Source organism: Duganella dendranthematis (assembly GCF_012849375.1).
Classification (GTDB): domain Bacteria; phylum Pseudomonadota; class Gammaproteobacteria; order Burkholderiales; family Burkholderiaceae_D; genus Rugamonas; species Rugamonas dendranthematis.
Map to the genome: position 1 here is coordinate 3,199,048 of NZ_CP051684.1, position 14,564 is coordinate 3,213,611.

Genomic DNA, 14,564 nt, shown 5'->3' on the forward strand with positions numbered 1-14,564 from the left:
ATGAACCTCAAAACTCCTTTGCTGGCCGTGGGCCGGTTTATTGTGACGATGGCCGCGGTGGCCGTGGCGTGCGTACTGGGATGGCGCCTGTGGCAGCACTACGAAGTGGAACCGTGGACCCGCGACGGCCGCGTGAAAGCGGACGTGGTGCAGGTGGCGCCGGACGTCACCGGTCAGGTCACCAATGTGCTGGTGCACGACAACCAGCAGGTGAAAATCGGCGACGTGCTGTTTGAAGTCGACCGCGCGCGCTTTGAACTGGCGCTGCGTCAGGCCGAAGCCGCCGAACAGGCGCAACGCGCCACGCTGGATCAGGCGCTGAAGGAATCGCGCCGCAACAACGATCTGCGCGACCTGGTGTCGGCGGAAACGCGTGAGCAGGGCTCGTCGCGCGTCGACCAGTTGCGTGCCGCGCTGGCGCAGGCGGTGGTGGCCCGCGATGTGGCCAAGCTGAATCTGCAACGCACCCGCGTGGTGTCGCCGGTGAACGGCACCGTCTCCAATCTGGACTTGCGCACCGGCTCTTACGTCAGCGCCGGCCGCGCCGTGCTGGCGCTGATCGACAGCGATTCCTACTACGTCGAAGGCTATTTCGAAGAGACCAAGCTGCCGGCGATCCAGATCGGCGACGCCGTGGTGGTGCTGCCGATGGGCGAATCGCTGCGTCTCAAGGGCCATGTGGAAAGCCTGTCCGGCGGCGTGGCGGATCGCGATCGCAGCACGTCGTCCAACCTTCTGTCCAGCGTCAACCCGACCTTTAACTGGGTGCGTCTGGCGCAGCGCATCCCGGTGCGCATCAAGCTGGACGCCTTGCCGGCCGGCGCGCGCTTGGTCGTCGGCCAGACCGTGACGGTCGACGTGCAGAACAAACGTTCGTAATGCGGAGGACAGCATGAACTCACTGAAAATATTAAGCGGCATGGCCTTGGTCGCCGCGCTGGCCGCTTGCGGCACCGTCGGCCCCAATTACAAGGTGCCGGAGCAGGCCGTGATCAAACGTCCGCAAGCCGCCGCACCGTTCCTCGGCACGGCGGAAGCAGCCTACAAATCGGCGCCGCTGCCGGATCACTGGTGGCGCTTGTACGACGATCCGGTGCTGGATAAGCTGATACAGCAAGCCTTCGCCGCCAACACCGACCTGCGGGTGGCCGCCGCCAATCTGGCGCGCACCCGCGCCGTGCTGGATCAGGCGGAAGAAGAGCGCAAGCCGGAAGTCAGCATCAGCGCCGCGCCGGGCGTGGGCCGCTCGTCGGGCGTGCCGATTGGTTCGCCGAAAGCGCTGCCGGATAAATTCAACTACGACGTCGGCGTGCGCGTGTCGTACCAGACCGATATGTTCGGCAAAATCGCCCGCGCGGTGGAAGCGGCCAACGCCGACACCCAGGCCGCGCAAGCTGGCGTGGACCTGGTGCGCGTGACCGTCGCCGCCGACACCGCGCGCGCCTACGCCGACGCCTGTTCGGCCGTGCGGCAGATGGCCGTGGCCCAGCAGGCGGTCGACTTGCAGCAGAAGTTTGTCGCGCTGACCGACGAACGCACCCGCGCCGGCCGCGGCACCGCCATCGATGGCGCCCGTGCCCGCAGCCAGCTGGCGCAGTTGCAGGCGGCGTTGCCGCCGCTGGCGGCGCAGCACCGCGTCGCGCATTACCGTCTGGCCGCGCTGACCGGCCAGACGCCGCAGGAAATGAATATGCACCTGCTGCAGTGCCAGGCCGCACCGCGCCTGACGACGCAGATTCCGGTCGGTGATGGCGCGGCACTGCTGCGCCGCCGTCCGGACATCCGCCAGGCCGAACGCACGCTGGCCGGCGCCACCGCGCGCATCGGCGTGGCGACGGCCGACCTGTATCCGAGCATCAGCCTGGGCGCTTCGGTCGGCAGCACCGGCCTGCTGGATCATTTCGGCGCCGCCAACGCTACGCGCTGGAGCCTCGGCCCGCTGATTTCGTGGACGCTGCCGGACAGCGGTTCCGCGCGCAGCCGCATCGCCCAGGCGGAAGCGGGCACCGACGGCGCTTTGGCCAAGTTCGACGGCACGGTGCTCAACGCGCTGAAGGAAGTGGAAAGCGCGATGACCGTCTATGCGCGTGAACTGGACCGCAACGCCGCGCTGAAGACCGCGCGCGACGAAAGTGCGCTGGCGTCCGAGCAATCGCATCGCTTGTACCAGTATGGCCGCACCGATTTCCTGTCGGTGCTGGACGCCGACCGTACGCTGGCCGCCACCGACGCCGCCTGGGCCGCGTCCGACGCCACGCTGGCGACTGACCAGATCGCGCTGTTTCTGGCGCTGGGCGGCGGCTGGCAGCAGCAGTAGTAATGGTATGCTATCGCCTTCGTTGAAAAGGAGTGAGCATCATGGGACTGGCGGATCAGTTATTAAAAGCCGGCTTGGTCGACAAGAGCAAAGTCAAAGTCGCCAATCAGAATAAGAGCAAGCAGCAGAAGGACAATCGCCGCGCCGGTGTCGAGAGCGTGGACGAGACCAAGCTGGCAGCGCAGGAGCTGCAACGCGCGAATGCGGAAAAGGCGCGCCTGGCCAACGCCGAGCGTGACGCCGCCGCACAGCAGAAAGCCATCGCCGCGCAGATCACGCAGATGGTGCAGCAGAATAAGCAGAGCAAGGGCAACCACGCCGATATCGCCTACAACTTCACTTTCGGCACCAAGATTGAGCGGATCTACGTGACGCCGGCGGTGCGCGAACATCTGGTGGCGGGTCGGCTGGTGATCGTCGGCGAGGGCGGCGGCTATGAACTGGTGCCGCGCGTGATCGCCGACAAGATCGCCGAGCGCAATCCCGGCATCGTGGTGCGCGTCAAGCAAGTCAGCACCGAGGTGGAAGAGGACGATCCGTACGCCGCCTTCAAGATCCCTGATGATCTGATGTGGTAAGCGGCGGTGCGGTAAGCGCTACGAGCGCGGTTTGCCGAACACCTGCGTCCAGTAAGTCAGGCCGGCCTGCTTCTCGGGCGTGACGGCGTACGCCGCGCCCATCTCTGTGAAGCCAGGATTCATGATGTTGGCGCAATGGCCAGGGCTGGCCAGCCAGCCGGCCACCGCTGCCTGCGGGGAGTTGATGCCGAAGGCGATGTTCTCGCCGATGCGTTTCCAGCTATAGCCAGCGCGGCGCGAGCGGTCGCCGACGTTGCCGCCGTCTGCGCCCGTGTGATTGAAATAGCGCTTCTGCGCCATGTCGCTGCTGTGGCCCAGCGCGGTGTCGCCCAGTTGCGCGTTCCACAGCAGCGGCGGCGCCGGCGGCATCAGCTGGCCGCCGCAATCGTGGCCGCTGGCGCGCGCCGCGTTCACTTCCCGCAGGATCGCCTGGCCGGCGTCATGCCAGTCCGGCCAGCTGGTGGACGGCAGCGGCGCGGCGGCGCGGGCCAGTACCACGGTCCATTCGGCGCCGTCGTGCGTGCTGCCGATGTCGGTGTAGAGGGTGTCGAGCAGGGTGTTACAGAACTCCCGCTGAAGCAGGTCCATGGCGTCCTGCGGCGTACGGGCGCCGCTGATCGTAATGGCATCCGCCTTGTCGTTGGCATAACCGGCGCGCTCCAGCGCGGCCGTCAGGATGACGCCCGGCGCCAGCCGCACCGCTGCCAGCGCCGGCGGCTGCGTCAATGGCGGCGCCGGCTGCGCCGGGGCGGCGTGACAGGCGCCGGGCGCCGCGCGGTAGGCGTTAACCAGCGCGGTCAGGAGCTCGCCGTCCGTCTGCGCCGCCGCAGCGTCGGCCGCGAAGAGGGCGCCGCACCAGAACGGCAGGGTTAGCAATATAGTTCTCAGTGAGTAACTCATATTGCCATGGTGACATATTTAAGTCCCGCCGGCAAGCCTCGCGCCGGCGATACCGGCGCTCACAGGTAGCGTGCCAGCAACGCCCGGTCCAGCGCGGCGTCCAGCGCAATGCGGACGAAGTGACCGCTGCCGGGCGCCACACGGATGTCAGCACCGTGGTCGTCCAGCATGCGGTTCACTTCGATGTCGCGGTTGCCTTGCGGGTGGATCACCTCCAGCCGGTCGCCGACCGAGAAACGGTTCTTCACTTCCACCCGTGCCCAGCCGTCTTCCACGCTCAAGACGTCGCCGATGTACTGGCTGCGGTGGGCTTCGGACGCGCCGCGCATATAGTTCTGGTTGGACTGGGTGTGGTGGCGCTGGTAGAAGCCGTCCGTGTAGCCGCGGTTGGCCAGCCCTTGCAACTGGCCCAGCAGGTCGATATTGAACGGCCGCCCGGCCACGGCGTCGTCGATGGCCCGGCGGTACACCTGCGCCGTGCGCGCCGCGTAGTACAGCGACTTGGTGCGGCCTTCCACCTTCAGCGAGTCGACGCCGATTTTCACCAGCCGCTCGATATGCTCGACCGCGCGCAAGTCCTTGGAGTTCATGATGTAGGTGCCGTGTTCATCTTCCATGATCGGCATCAGCTGGCCCGGGCGTTCGGCTTCCTCGATCAGATAGGCCTGATCGGCCAGCGCATGGCGCGGCTGCTGGTGCAGCGACGAGAACGGCCGCTGTTCGGCTTCCTGCAAGGCTTTCTGAAATTGCAGCGGAATCACCTGGGCAAAGTCGCCGGTGGCGTCCTCGGCGGCGTGCTGCACCTTGTAGTCCCAGCGGCAGGAATTGGTGCACGTGCCCTGGTTGGGATCGCGATGGTTGAAGTAGCCGGACAGCAGGCAGCGGCCGGAGTAGGCGATACACAGCGCGCCGTGCACAAATACTTCCAGCTCCATCTCCGGACACTGCTGGCGGATCTCCTCGATTTCATCGAGCGACAGTTCGCGCGACAGTATCACCCGCGTCAGTCCCATGCGGTGCCAGAACTTGACGTCGGCCCAGTTGACGGCGTTGGCCTGTACCGACAGGTGCACCGGCACTTCCGGCCATTTGTCGCGCACCATCATGATCAGGCCGGGATCGGCCATGATCAGCGCGTCCGGCTTCATGGCGATCACCGGTTCCATGTCGCGCAGATAAGTTTTGAGCTTGGCGTTGTGGGCGAAGATATTGCTGGCGACGAAGAACTGCTTGCCGCGTGCGTGGGCGCCTTCGATACCCTGCTGCAGCGTCGGCAGGGTGGAGAAGTCGTTGTTGCGCACGCGCAGGCTGTAGCGCGGCTGGCCGGCGTAGACGGCGTCGGCGCCGAAATCGAAGGCGGCGTGCATCTTGTCGAGCGAGCCGGCGGGCAAAAGAAGTTCGGGAGCTTTGAGCATAGACGGCGGGCAAAGTGGTGGATTCTAGTGATGCTGTCCAGTCCAAGCTTTGCGCCAGATCAAAAAATGCCTTGCCGAGCAAACGTGGGATGATACCGGTCTCATGTCTCTTTACATAGATTTACAATCCTGGGATAAAATTGCTTTTTTTTTAAATTTCCCAAGAGAACATATTGTTAATCTATAAAATCAATCAGCTGCGCTATCTAGCTGCAATTGGCTTGTCGTCGCTGCTGGTCGCATGCGGTGGCGGCGGCGGCAGTGGCGGCGGCTCGTCAGGCGGCGGTTCGACCATTGATCCGGCTCCCGGATTTTCAGTGAGCATCGATCGGACCCAGTTGCGGTTTAGCGGCGATGAAGGCAGCGTGATCCCGTCGCAGATCATTATGGGCACGGGCAGTGGTAGCAATGTGCCGACCACCGCCTATTTTGGCGGCGAGGACCTGGGCACTGCCATCGATCATGTGGAAGCCCGCATCATTGGGCCGCAGGCGCAGTTCTTTGTTTATCCGAAAATGCAGCTGCCGGCCGGCGAGTATTCCGGCACGCTGAAGCTGTCGATGTGCGCCGATACGCAATGCAACCAGCACTTCAAAGGCTCGCCGGTCAACGTTGCCTATACCGTCAGTGTCGGCAAGGGCTTGAAGGTCACCCCGGGCAGTGTCGACCTCAGCTCGCTTACCGGCGCCTCGGCCTCCACGCCAGTGACGGTGCAGTTGCCGAGCGGCGTGAGCAGTTTTTCCGCGACGACCAATGCCACCTGGCTGCGGGTTGCGAATATCACCTCCAGCGGCATGACGGTGATCGCCGCGTCGAAGGGGCCCGGCATTTTCAACGGGCTGGTGACGGTCAGCGCGGGCAGCCGCGCGACCACCATTCCGGTGACTTATCGCGTCACGGCCGATCCTTCCTCGGTCAGCAGCATCACCCCGGACCGCACCAGCCTGGCGTTCTCGGCGCCGGCCGGCTATGCCAGCAGCGGCCAGCAACTGAAGGTGACGCTGCCGAACTGGGCACAGGGCTTAAGCACCAGTGTGCAATACCGTACGGGCGATTCGGGCTGGCTGACCGTGACGCCGGGCGTCGGCGGCGCCGTCAGCGTGGTCGCTTCGGCCGCCAGTCTGCGTCCCGGCGCCTATCTGGCCGACCTGGTGCTGAGCGGCGGCAACGACCTGCTGCCGGTGTCGGTGCCCGTCAGCCTGAACGTGGTGGCGGCGGATTGGAACGTCACCGGCAGCTCGACCCTGACGGTCGATGCGGCCAGCACGCCTGCCACCTTGAGCGGACAGATCAGCATCGACATGCCGAACCTGCCGGTGCAAGGCTGGCAGGCCAGCAGCAATACGCCCTGGCTGCAGCTGTCGCGCACCAGCGGTTCGCTGCGCACCGATAAGCTGGGGGTGTCGGTGAATGTGGCGCAAATGCTGAAGCTGGCCAATTTCCGCACCTACACGGCCGACATTACCTTGAGCCTGGCCAGCGGCAAAGCCGCCGGCACCAAGTTCACCGTCACGCTGGACAAGCGGCTGCCGGAAGTCAGTTACATCAGTCCGCATACCCGCCTGGCTGGCGAGGCGGGCAATTACATCGTGCGCGGCCGCGGCTTCGACGCGATTACCAATCTGAATCAGGTGCTGCAGGTGACAGGCACTAAGCCCGCGCAAATTGTGCGCGTCAATGACACGCAGTTTGAACTGAGCCTGCCGGCGGCGCAGGGCGATGCCACGGTGGCGCTGTCCAACAGCATGGGCGCCAGCTCCGGCAGCGTCACGCTGAAGACGGTATCGCAACCGGCCTTGGCCTACGCGGCGGTAGCGGCGCAAGGCAACAAGGGCGGCCTGGTGTTCGACCCCGAGCGGCAGGCGCTGTTCACCGTCAACAAGACGCTGGGTTCGCTGATGCGCTTCGGTAAGAGCGGCACCAACTGGAATGCCACCAGCGTACCGGTCTCCAGTGCCGACGAGGTGGCGCTTTCACCGGATGGCAAGAGCCTGATCGTGACGGTGACCAGCGGCCAGATCAAGCTGTTCGATCCGGGCACGCTGGCCGAACAAGGCAGCTTCAAAGCTGGCAGCGTGTATGGCGAAACGCTGAACGCCCTGCCACGGATGGCGGTGCGCAATGATGGCAAAGTGCTGTTCTCCGGCGCTTCCGGCGTGCAGGACGATGGCGGCTACATGGCGTATTTTGATCTGGTCAGCAAGAGCTTCGGCAATATAGGCGGTCCGTATGCCTTTGGCTGGGCGTCGGTGTCGGGCGACGGCTCGCGCATCAATATCGTGCAATCGGCCAGCTATACACCGTTGCCGCCGATCATCTCGCTGGATAGCCGCGACCAGGTGGCGCAACAGGCGCCGAGCGGTCTGGGCCATTGGTTCGAGAGCGCGCAAAGCCTGCACGGTGAGCGCTTTGCGGAAGGCACTTACAAGGTGTGGGACCGCGATCTCAACATCATCGGCCAGGTGGTCATCCCGGATAACACGTATTACGGCCGCACGCCGGTGTTCTCGCCGGATGGCAAGCGCTTGTATGTGATGGCGTACGACAGCAGTGGTCTGTACGTCGGAGCCACCAGCAAGCCGCGCGTCTATGTGTTTGACAGCAGCACGCGCATGGTCACCAGCACCGACTTGCCGCTGCTGGGTTACTTCGAGCTGGCGGATTATCCGACTTGCGCGGTCAACACTTACGAGTGCGATACGCGCGCGCTGGGTACGATCAGCCCCGATGGCAAGACCTTGTTCTTCCTGGGCGATGCGCGCCTGATCGTGGCGCCGATCCCGGCGCTGCAAGGTGGTCGTCAGGCTGCAGCCATGCGCCGCCTGGTGTTGCCGGCCTCGCATTAAGCAAGGGTGATGGCGGCGCTACAGTGCTGGCGCCGCCATTTATGTCATCTGCTTGCCCCAAACCAGTGTATATTTCCTGATTGTCATTTCGATCATGGCCGGCAAGCCGCCGGCTTCCTTCAGGAGAGCAATATGCGTGCAGGTGTGTTGAGTTTGGCGTTGGCGTTGGCTTTCCCGTCTATTCCGGTCCTGGCGCGCGATGCCGCCCCGGCCGTCTTTAACTTCGCGACCGCCCCCGGCCGCCTGCCCAAGAACGTGGTGCCGCTGGAATACAGCATCGCCCTGACGCCGGATGCGGCCGCGCGCAAGATCGCCGGCAACGAAACCATCCTGCTCGACTTCAAGGAAGCCACCGCCACCATCCAGTTCAATTCGCTGAATCAAAAGCTCAGCAATGTGCTGCTGGACGGCAAACCGGTCAAGAGCGTCGACTCCAGCGACGACAAGCAGCTGACCACCGTGACCCTCAACGCCCCGGCGCGCAAAGGCCGCCATACGCTCAGCTTTGACTACACCGGCCAGATCGAAACCAAGGCGGTCGGCCTGTTTGCCCAACAATACAAAACGCCGGATGGCGTGCAGGGCGAAATGCTCAGCACCCAGTTCGAAGCCACCGACGCGCGCCGCATGTTCCCGTGCTGGGATGAGCCGGCCTTCCGCGCGGTCTACAAGCTGACCGTGACGGTGCCGGCCAAGTGGGCGGTGTATTCCAACATGCCGCAGACCACGCGCAAGGTCAGCGGCGAACTGGCCACCACCAGCTTTGCGGCGACGCCGAAGATGGCGTCCTACCTGGTGGAATTCTCGGCCGGCGACCTGGCCGAGATCAGCGCCGACCACAACGGCACGCACTTTAACGTGGTGGCGGTCAAGGGCCAGGAAGAGGGCGGCCGTGCGGCGCTGGCGGCGGCGCAGCAGATCCTCGACGATTACAACGATTATTTCGGCGTCAAGTATCCGCTGCCCAAGCTGACCTCGATCGCGGTGCCGGGCGGCTTCAGCGGCGCGATGGAAAACTGGGGCGCGATCACCTACAACGACCAGGCGCTGCTGATCACGCCGTCGAGCACGCTGGCCAACCGCCAGGGCGTGTTCTCGATCCAGGCGCACGAAATGGCGCACCAGTGGTTCGGCGACCTGGTGACCATGGGCTGGTGGGATGACCTGTGGCTCAACGAAAGCTTCGCCTCGTGGATGGCGGCGCGCGAAACCGACCTGCGCAATCCAAGCTGGCACTGGTGGGAGCGCGAGGACGGCACCAAGGAAGAGGCGATGACCGCCGACGCCCAGGCCAGCGTGCATCCGATCGTGCAGCATGTGGTCAACGAACTGGAGGCCAGCAGCGCCTTCGATCCGGCCATCACCTACAGCAAGGGCCAGGCGGTGCTGCGCATGCTGGAAAACCATATGGGACCGGACCGCTTCCGCCAGGGCATCCGCAGCTATATGAAGCAGCACGCCTATTCCAACACGCTGGGCGGCGACCTGTGGCGCGCGCTCGACACGGCGGGCGGCAAGGGCGGTAAAGGGGACAAAGTCAGCGCGATCGCCACCTCGTGGACCACCCAGCCGGGATTCCCGCTGGTGTCGGTGGCCGCCAGTTGCGGCGCCGATGGCAAGCGCACTGTCACGCTGACGCAGCAACGCTTCCTGCTGCAAGGACTGGGAACGGGCAAGGGCCACTGGCAGGTGCCGTTGCAGGTGCGCAGCGGCAGCGGCGCGGCCAAGGCCGTGCTGTTCACCAGCGACGGCCAGAAAATCGACGCCGGCAACTGCGCCGACACACTGACCATCAACGCCAACGCGGTCGGTTACTACCGCGTCGCCTACGACCAGGCCACGCTGGCGCGCAATACCCGCGACTTCACCAAGATGACCGATGGCGACCGCATCGCCATGCTGGACGACCAGTGGGCGCTGGCCGAAGCGGGCGCGGCGCCGCTGGGCAGCTACCTGGCGCTGGCCTCGGCCATGGGCACGGTGCAGAACCAGCGGTCGTGGGAACAGATCACCGGCGTGCTGGCGACCATCGAATCGTATGAGCGCGGCGCGCCGGGCCATGGCGCGTTCAGCACCTATGCGCGCGACCTGATCAAGCCGCTGTCGCGCCAGCTGGGCTGGGATGCGCGGGCGGACGACACGCCCGGCGTGGTCAAACTACGCCGCGCGGTGTTGACGGAACTGGGCGCTTGGGGCGACGCCGAAGTGATCGCCGAAGCGCGCAAGCGTTTCGCCGGCTTCGTGGCTGATCGCGGCAGCATCGCGGCCGAAGACCAGGCCACGGTGTTGACGATCGTCGCGCTGGGGGCCACGCCGGCCGAGTTCGAGCAGCTGCACGCGATTGCCCGCAGCGCGAAGAACGAAACCGAGATCCGGCGCTATTATCAGGCGTTGATGGCGGTGCGCGATCCGGCCTTGGCCAAGCAGGCGGTGGCCATCGTCATGTCGGATGAGATTCCCAAGCAGGCCGGGACGGTGCGCATGGCGCTGCTGGCCAGGCTGACGGACGAGCATCCACAGCTGGCGTGGAGCAGTTTCACTACCAATGCGGATGCGCTGATGTCGCCGTTTGCGCCTTTTGGTCCGCTGTACCTGGCCCAATACGTTCCCGAGCTGTTCTGGCGCGCGCTGCCACCGGATGAGCTGGAAGCCTGGATCAAGCAGAAGGTGCCGGCCGAACTGGCGCCGCAACTGGCGCGCGGCATGGAAAGCGCCCGCTTCAAGCACGCCGAACAGGCCTTGATGCGCAAGGCGGCCGACGCCGCGATCGCGCCCAAGGTGGCGGCTAACTGAGGGGTGGCGCCGGACGCCAACCTGTATGGGTTGGCGTCGGGCCATTTAACTGACCTTGATCTGTTCGGCCACAGGATCGTCCTTGTGTACCGCGATTAAATTAATGCCTAATGGGAAAATTTTGTACTGCAGTTTTTCCAGGAATGCGCGAATTTCTTCCTCATTGGATTTGATCTTTTCAATCATCAATTGCGGCTTGTATTTGCTGATCGATTGTTCGGCGCCCATCAACGCTTCCATCTCCATGCCTTCGATATCTATTTTGATGAAGTCCAATCGCTTAAGGTTGAGCTGATCGATAGACATCATTTGCGTTCGTACGCAATTTTCCTCTGCATAATCGATTTTTTGACCGATAAATTCAGTCGTGTCGGTTTTTCTGATTTCCAAACTGCCAAAGCTGGAAGGCAAAAAATAATTTGGCTGGGGAACCGATATCTCACCCGCGCTAGCGCCAACTGCGGCAAAAATTGCCTTGGCATTAAAGCAGTTATTCAGTGCGATATTTCCTGCCAATGCATAATAAATGCGCTCCTGCGCCTCGAAAGCGATGACCTCGCCCCAGCCGTGCATGGCCTGCGCCCACTCGATGGTATGCACGCCAATGTTGGCGCCGCAGTCGATCGCGACGACACCGTCGCCGAAATTCTCCCTTCGGGTCATCAGGAGCTTCACGGCAAAATCAATTTCTTGTGGATCAAATGCCGATGAGTTTAACAATTGGTATCCGACGCCATAGCCGCCACCTGGCACGATGCGATAGTCGTGGCGGTTCACCAGCATGGAGCCGTGGTTGGTGCTCGCTAATACAAAAGCGATTGGTCGCAAATTTTTCATGTTGATGGATCCTAGCCCTTGATTTTCCAGACAGCTTCTATAAGTTGCAATGTAGCATAAGTGTGTCGCCTTGCTCATGGCGCGCTTGTCTTGATGAAATCATTTGCGAGGGGCAATGTGATCTGTCTATCAAACCGGGGTCGCGCAGGATGAAGACTGCTATGCGGTCTGGCGTCTACGGAGGAGGAGGGTTGAAAGTGGCTTACGAAAGTAGCGGCGCAAACAAAAACGCCACCCGAAGGTGGCGTTTTTTATATTCTTGGTGGCCCGGGGCGGAATCGAACCACCGACACAAGGATTTTCAATCCTCTGCTCTACCAACTGAGCTACCAGGCCAAGGAGCAGAATTATAGCATCCCGCCGGAAAAGTGCAAGGGCCAAATTCCATTCATCACAAACGCTATAATGGCCGGATGAATAAGCCCACCCCCTCCGCGGCGCTGCGCGTGATCGAAAGTGATATTTGCATAGTTGGCAATGGCGCGATTGCCAAGACCGCGGCGCTGGGCCTGGCCCAGGCCGGCCTGGGTGTGACGTTGCTGGGGCCGCCTTCGCCGCCGCCGGCGCCAGCGGCGGCCGATCCGGGCTGGGACGCGCGCGTTTATGCGCTGAATCACACCGCGCATCATCTGCTGTCGTCGCTTAAAGTCTGGGATGCGCTGGACCACACGCGGGTGGCGCCGGTCGATGCGATGATCGTCCACGGCGACGGCCCGCACGCCGGCGGGCTGGCGTTCGACGCCTACGGCGCCCACACCAATGCGCTGACCTGGATACTGGAAGACCGCAACCTGAATCAGGCGCTGGACGCCGCGCTCCGCTTCGCCCAGAACGTGAAGACGGCCACCGGCCGCGCCACCGGTCTGCTGCGCGACGCTCACAGCGCTAGCGTGCTGCTGGACGACGGCACCAGCATCCGCGCGGCGCTGGTGGTTGGCGCCGACGGTGCGCAGTCGTGGGTGCGCGGCCAGTGCGATATCGGCCTCGATTACCGCAGCTATAACCAGCGCGCCGTGGTGTCCAACTTTGCCTGCGAACTGCCGCACTATGGCGCCGCCCATCAGTGGTTCACCGGCGCAGAGGGCATCGTCGCCTTGCTGCCGCTGCCGGGAAATAAAGTATCGCTGGTGTGGTCGGCGCCGGAGCAGCTGGCCGATACCTTGCGCGCCGAGTCGGCGCAGCAGATCGCCGACCGTCTGGCGGTGTTCGCGCGCGAGAAGCTGGGCGCCCTGACGCCGCTGCAACCGGAGCTGGTGCGCGACTTCCCGCTGCGCCTGATCCGTCCGCACGCGATGACGGCGCCGCGCGTGGCGCTGATCGGCGATGCCGCCCACGTGGTGCATCCGCTGGCCGGCCATGGCATGAACCTGGGCTTTGGCGATGTGGCGCAGCTGATCAAGACCCTGTCCGAGCGCGAGCCGCAGCGCGGCATCGGCGACGACCGCGTGCTGGCCCGCTACGCGCGCGCGCGCAAGGAAGACGTGCTGTTGATGCAGGTGACCACCGATGGTCTGGCGCGCCTGTTCGAGACCGATATCGAGCCCCTGCGCGTGGTTCGTAATTTCGGATTAAACTTGTTGGATAAATTACCTGTGCTGAAGCGTCGCCTGATCTCTCACGCGATGGGCAAGTAGTCAGTCGTTACCGGAGAAGTTATGAGAAAGAGTAAGTCCGTTTTGCTGTCGTTGTCGGTGTTGATGGCATCCTGTGTTGGCGCGCAGACCCCGCCGAGCACCGAAGCGATCAAGAAGCTGATCGAACCGCGCCTGGGCGTCAACGTCAAGGTTGATTCGGTCACCGAGACGCCATACAGCGGCCTGTATGAAGTCCGCATCGGCAATGACATTCTGTACACCGACAAGACGGCCACGTATCTGATCAATGGTCATATTTTCAACTTGTCCACCGGCGCCGACCTGACGCGCGAGCGCATTGACGATATCACCAAGATCAAGTTCTCCGACCTGCCGCTGGATAAAGCCATCAAGACCGTCAAGGGCGACGGCTCGCGCGTGATCGCGGTGTTCGAGGATCCTAACTGCGGCTACTGCAAGCGTCTGCGCCAGACCACGCTGAAGGAAACCGACAACGTCACCATCTACACCTTCATGTACAACATCCTGTCGGATGATTCTTTCGTCAAGTCGAAGAATATCTGGTGCTCGCCGGACCGCAGCAAAGCCTGGGACGACTGGATGGTGAGCGGCAAAGCCGCGCCGGCGGCGGACGCCAAGTGCGAAGCGCCGAACGACGAGGTGGTGGAGCTGGGCCACAAGCTTGGCATCCAGGGCACGCCGGCGATCTTCTTCGCTGATGGTTCGCGCATCCCTGGCGCGATCGACGCCAAGTCGCTGGAAGAAAAATTCAGCAAAGTTAAGCAGTAACCGTAGTAGTCCAACCAGGGAGATTCACATGATCACTTTGAACATCAACGGCAAGGATGTACAGGTGGACGCAGATCCATCGACGCCCATTCTGTGGGCCTTGCGCGATAACCTCAACATGACCGGCACCAAGTTCGGTTGCGGCATGGCGCTGTGCGGCGCCTGCACCGTGCACCTGGGCGGCCAGGCGATCCGCTCGTGCGTGACGCCGATTTCCGCGGCCGAGGGCCAGAAGATCACCACCATCGAAGCGATGGAAGCCGACAAGGTCGGCAAGGCCGTGCAGGACGCATGGGTCAAGATCGACGTGCCGCAATGCGGCTACTGCCAGAGTGGCCAGATCATGAGCGCCACCGCACTGCTGCGCACTAACAAGAATCCGTCGGACGCCGAGATCGACAACGCCATGGCCGGCAATATCTGCCGATGTGGCACCTATCAGCGCATCCGCGTTGCCATCAAAGACGCTGCCAAAGCGATTGCCTGAGGAGACC

General features: G+C 63.4%; 11 protein-coding genes and 1 tRNA gene. 8 read left to right on the forward strand and 4 right to left on the reverse strand.

What is annotated here, in order from left to right; genetic code table 11:
* From HH213_RS14545 to HH213_RS14555, 3 genes are read left to right on the forward strand one after another with little or no spacing between them, the layout of a single operon-like run.
* Positions 1-879: an efflux RND transporter periplasmic adaptor subunit gene (locus tag HH213_RS14545; RefSeq protein WP_169112691.1), complete on the forward strand. Its 879-nt coding sequence runs from the start codon at positions 1-3 to the stop codon at positions 877-879.
* A gap of 13 nt (positions 880-892) precedes the next feature.
* Positions 893-2,317 carry an efflux transporter outer membrane subunit gene (locus HH213_RS14550; protein WP_169112692.1) on the forward strand — a complete coding sequence of 475 codons (1,425 nt, stop codon included), beginning with the start codon at positions 893-895 and terminating at the stop codon, positions 2,315-2,317.
* Positions 2,318-2,358: 41 nt separating this feature from the next.
* Positions 2,359-2,895: a DUF2058 domain-containing protein gene (locus tag HH213_RS14555; protein ID WP_371875703.1), complete on the forward strand. Its 537-nt coding sequence runs from the start codon at positions 2,359-2,361 to the stop codon at positions 2,893-2,895.
* 18 nt (positions 2,896-2,913) lie between these two features.
* Here the strand turns inward: HH213_RS14555 and HH213_RS14560 are convergent, their stop codons facing one another.
* Entirely contained in the window at positions 2,914-3,771 is an 858-nt protein-coding gene (locus HH213_RS14560; protein ID WP_169112693.1) for a CAP domain-containing protein, read from the reverse strand.
* A gap of 83 nt (positions 3,772-3,854) precedes the next feature.
* Positions 3,855-5,210 carry a prephenate-dependent tRNA uridine(34) hydroxylase TrhP gene (trhP, locus tag HH213_RS14565; protein WP_169112694.1) on the reverse strand — a complete coding sequence of 452 codons (1,356 nt, stop codon included), beginning with the start codon at positions 5,208-5,210 and terminating at the stop codon, positions 3,855-3,857.
* A gap of 173 nt (positions 5,211-5,383) precedes the next feature.
* Between trhP and HH213_RS14570 the strand changes: the two genes are divergently transcribed.
* A complete protein-coding gene (locus HH213_RS14570) occupies positions 5,384-8,056 on the forward strand; it encodes a WD40 repeat domain-containing protein (protein WP_169112695.1) in 2,673 nt (890 codons plus the stop codon).
* 132 nt (positions 8,057-8,188) lie between these two features.
* Positions 8,189-10,849 carry a M1 family metallopeptidase gene (locus tag HH213_RS14575; RefSeq protein WP_169112696.1) on the forward strand — a complete coding sequence of 887 codons (2,661 nt, stop codon included), beginning with the start codon at positions 8,189-8,191 and terminating at the stop codon, positions 10,847-10,849.
* A gap of 45 nt (positions 10,850-10,894) precedes the next feature.
* On the opposite strand, the gene HH213_RS14580 is transcribed toward HH213_RS14575, so the two are convergent.
* Entirely contained in the window at positions 10,895-11,686 is a 792-nt protein-coding gene (locus HH213_RS14580) for an FkbM family methyltransferase (RefSeq protein ID WP_169112697.1), read from the reverse strand.
* Positions 11,687-11,946: 260 nt separating this feature from the next.
* Positions 11,947-12,022: transfer RNA gene (locus HH213_RS14585), tRNA-Phe, on the reverse strand.
* 77 nt (positions 12,023-12,099) lie between these two features.
* On the opposite strand from HH213_RS14585, the gene HH213_RS14590 reads away from it, so the two are divergent.
* Genes HH213_RS14590 through HH213_RS14600 form a run of 3 tightly spaced genes read left to right on the forward strand, consistent with a single transcriptional unit; the run spans position 12,100 to position 14,557 of the window.
* Positions 12,100-13,320 (forward strand): FAD-dependent monooxygenase, encoded by a 1,221-nt coding sequence (locus HH213_RS14590; protein WP_169112698.1) that lies wholly within the window; start codon positions 12,100-12,102, stop codon positions 13,318-13,320.
* A 21-nt stretch (positions 13,321-13,341) separates the two neighbouring features.
* Complete coding sequence (locus HH213_RS14595; protein ID WP_110846621.1) at positions 13,342-14,070, forward strand: DsbC family protein; 729 nt, start codon at positions 13,342-13,344, stop codon at positions 14,068-14,070.
* Between the two features lie 28 nt (positions 14,071-14,098).
* The gene (locus HH213_RS14600; protein ID WP_110846622.1) at positions 14,099-14,557 is read left to right on the forward strand and encodes a (2Fe-2S)-binding protein; all 459 of its coding nucleotides are present in this window, start codon (positions 14,099-14,101) and stop codon (positions 14,555-14,557) included.
* Positions 14,558-14,564: the final 7 nt, after the last annotated feature.

What these genes read in the sequence shown, in the direction of transcription:
- HH213_RS14545 (WP_169112691.1), top strand. Translation starts at nt 1, where the DNA reads ATGAACCTCAAAACTCCTTTGCTGGCCGTGGGCCGGTTTATTGTGACG.
- HH213_RS14550 (WP_169112692.1), top strand. Translation starts at nt 893, where the DNA reads ATGAACTCACTGAAAATATTAAGCGGCATGGCCTTGGTCGCCGCGCTG.
- HH213_RS14555 (WP_371875703.1), top strand. Translation starts at nt 2,359, where the DNA reads ATGGGACTGGCGGATCAGTTATTAAAAGCCGGCTTGGTCGACAAGAGC.
- trhP (WP_169112694.1), bottom strand. Translation starts at nt 5,210, where the DNA reads ATGCTCAAAGCTCCCGAACTTCTTTTGCCCGCCGGCTCGCTCGACAAG.
- HH213_RS14575 (WP_169112696.1), top strand. Translation starts at nt 8,189, where the DNA reads ATGCGTGCAGGTGTGTTGAGTTTGGCGTTGGCGTTGGCTTTCCCGTCT.
- HH213_RS14580 (WP_169112697.1), bottom strand. Translation starts at nt 11,686, where the DNA reads ATGAAAAATTTGCGACCAATCGCTTTTGTATTAGCGAGCACCAACCAC.
- HH213_RS14590 (WP_169112698.1), top strand. Translation starts at nt 12,100, where the DNA reads ATGAATAAGCCCACCCCCTCCGCGGCGCTGCGCGTGATCGAAAGTGAT.
- HH213_RS14595 (WP_110846621.1), top strand. Translation starts at nt 13,342, where the DNA reads ATGAGAAAGAGTAAGTCCGTTTTGCTGTCGTTGTCGGTGTTGATGGCA.
- HH213_RS14600 (WP_110846622.1), top strand. Translation starts at nt 14,099, where the DNA reads ATGATCACTTTGAACATCAACGGCAAGGATGTACAGGTGGACGCAGAT.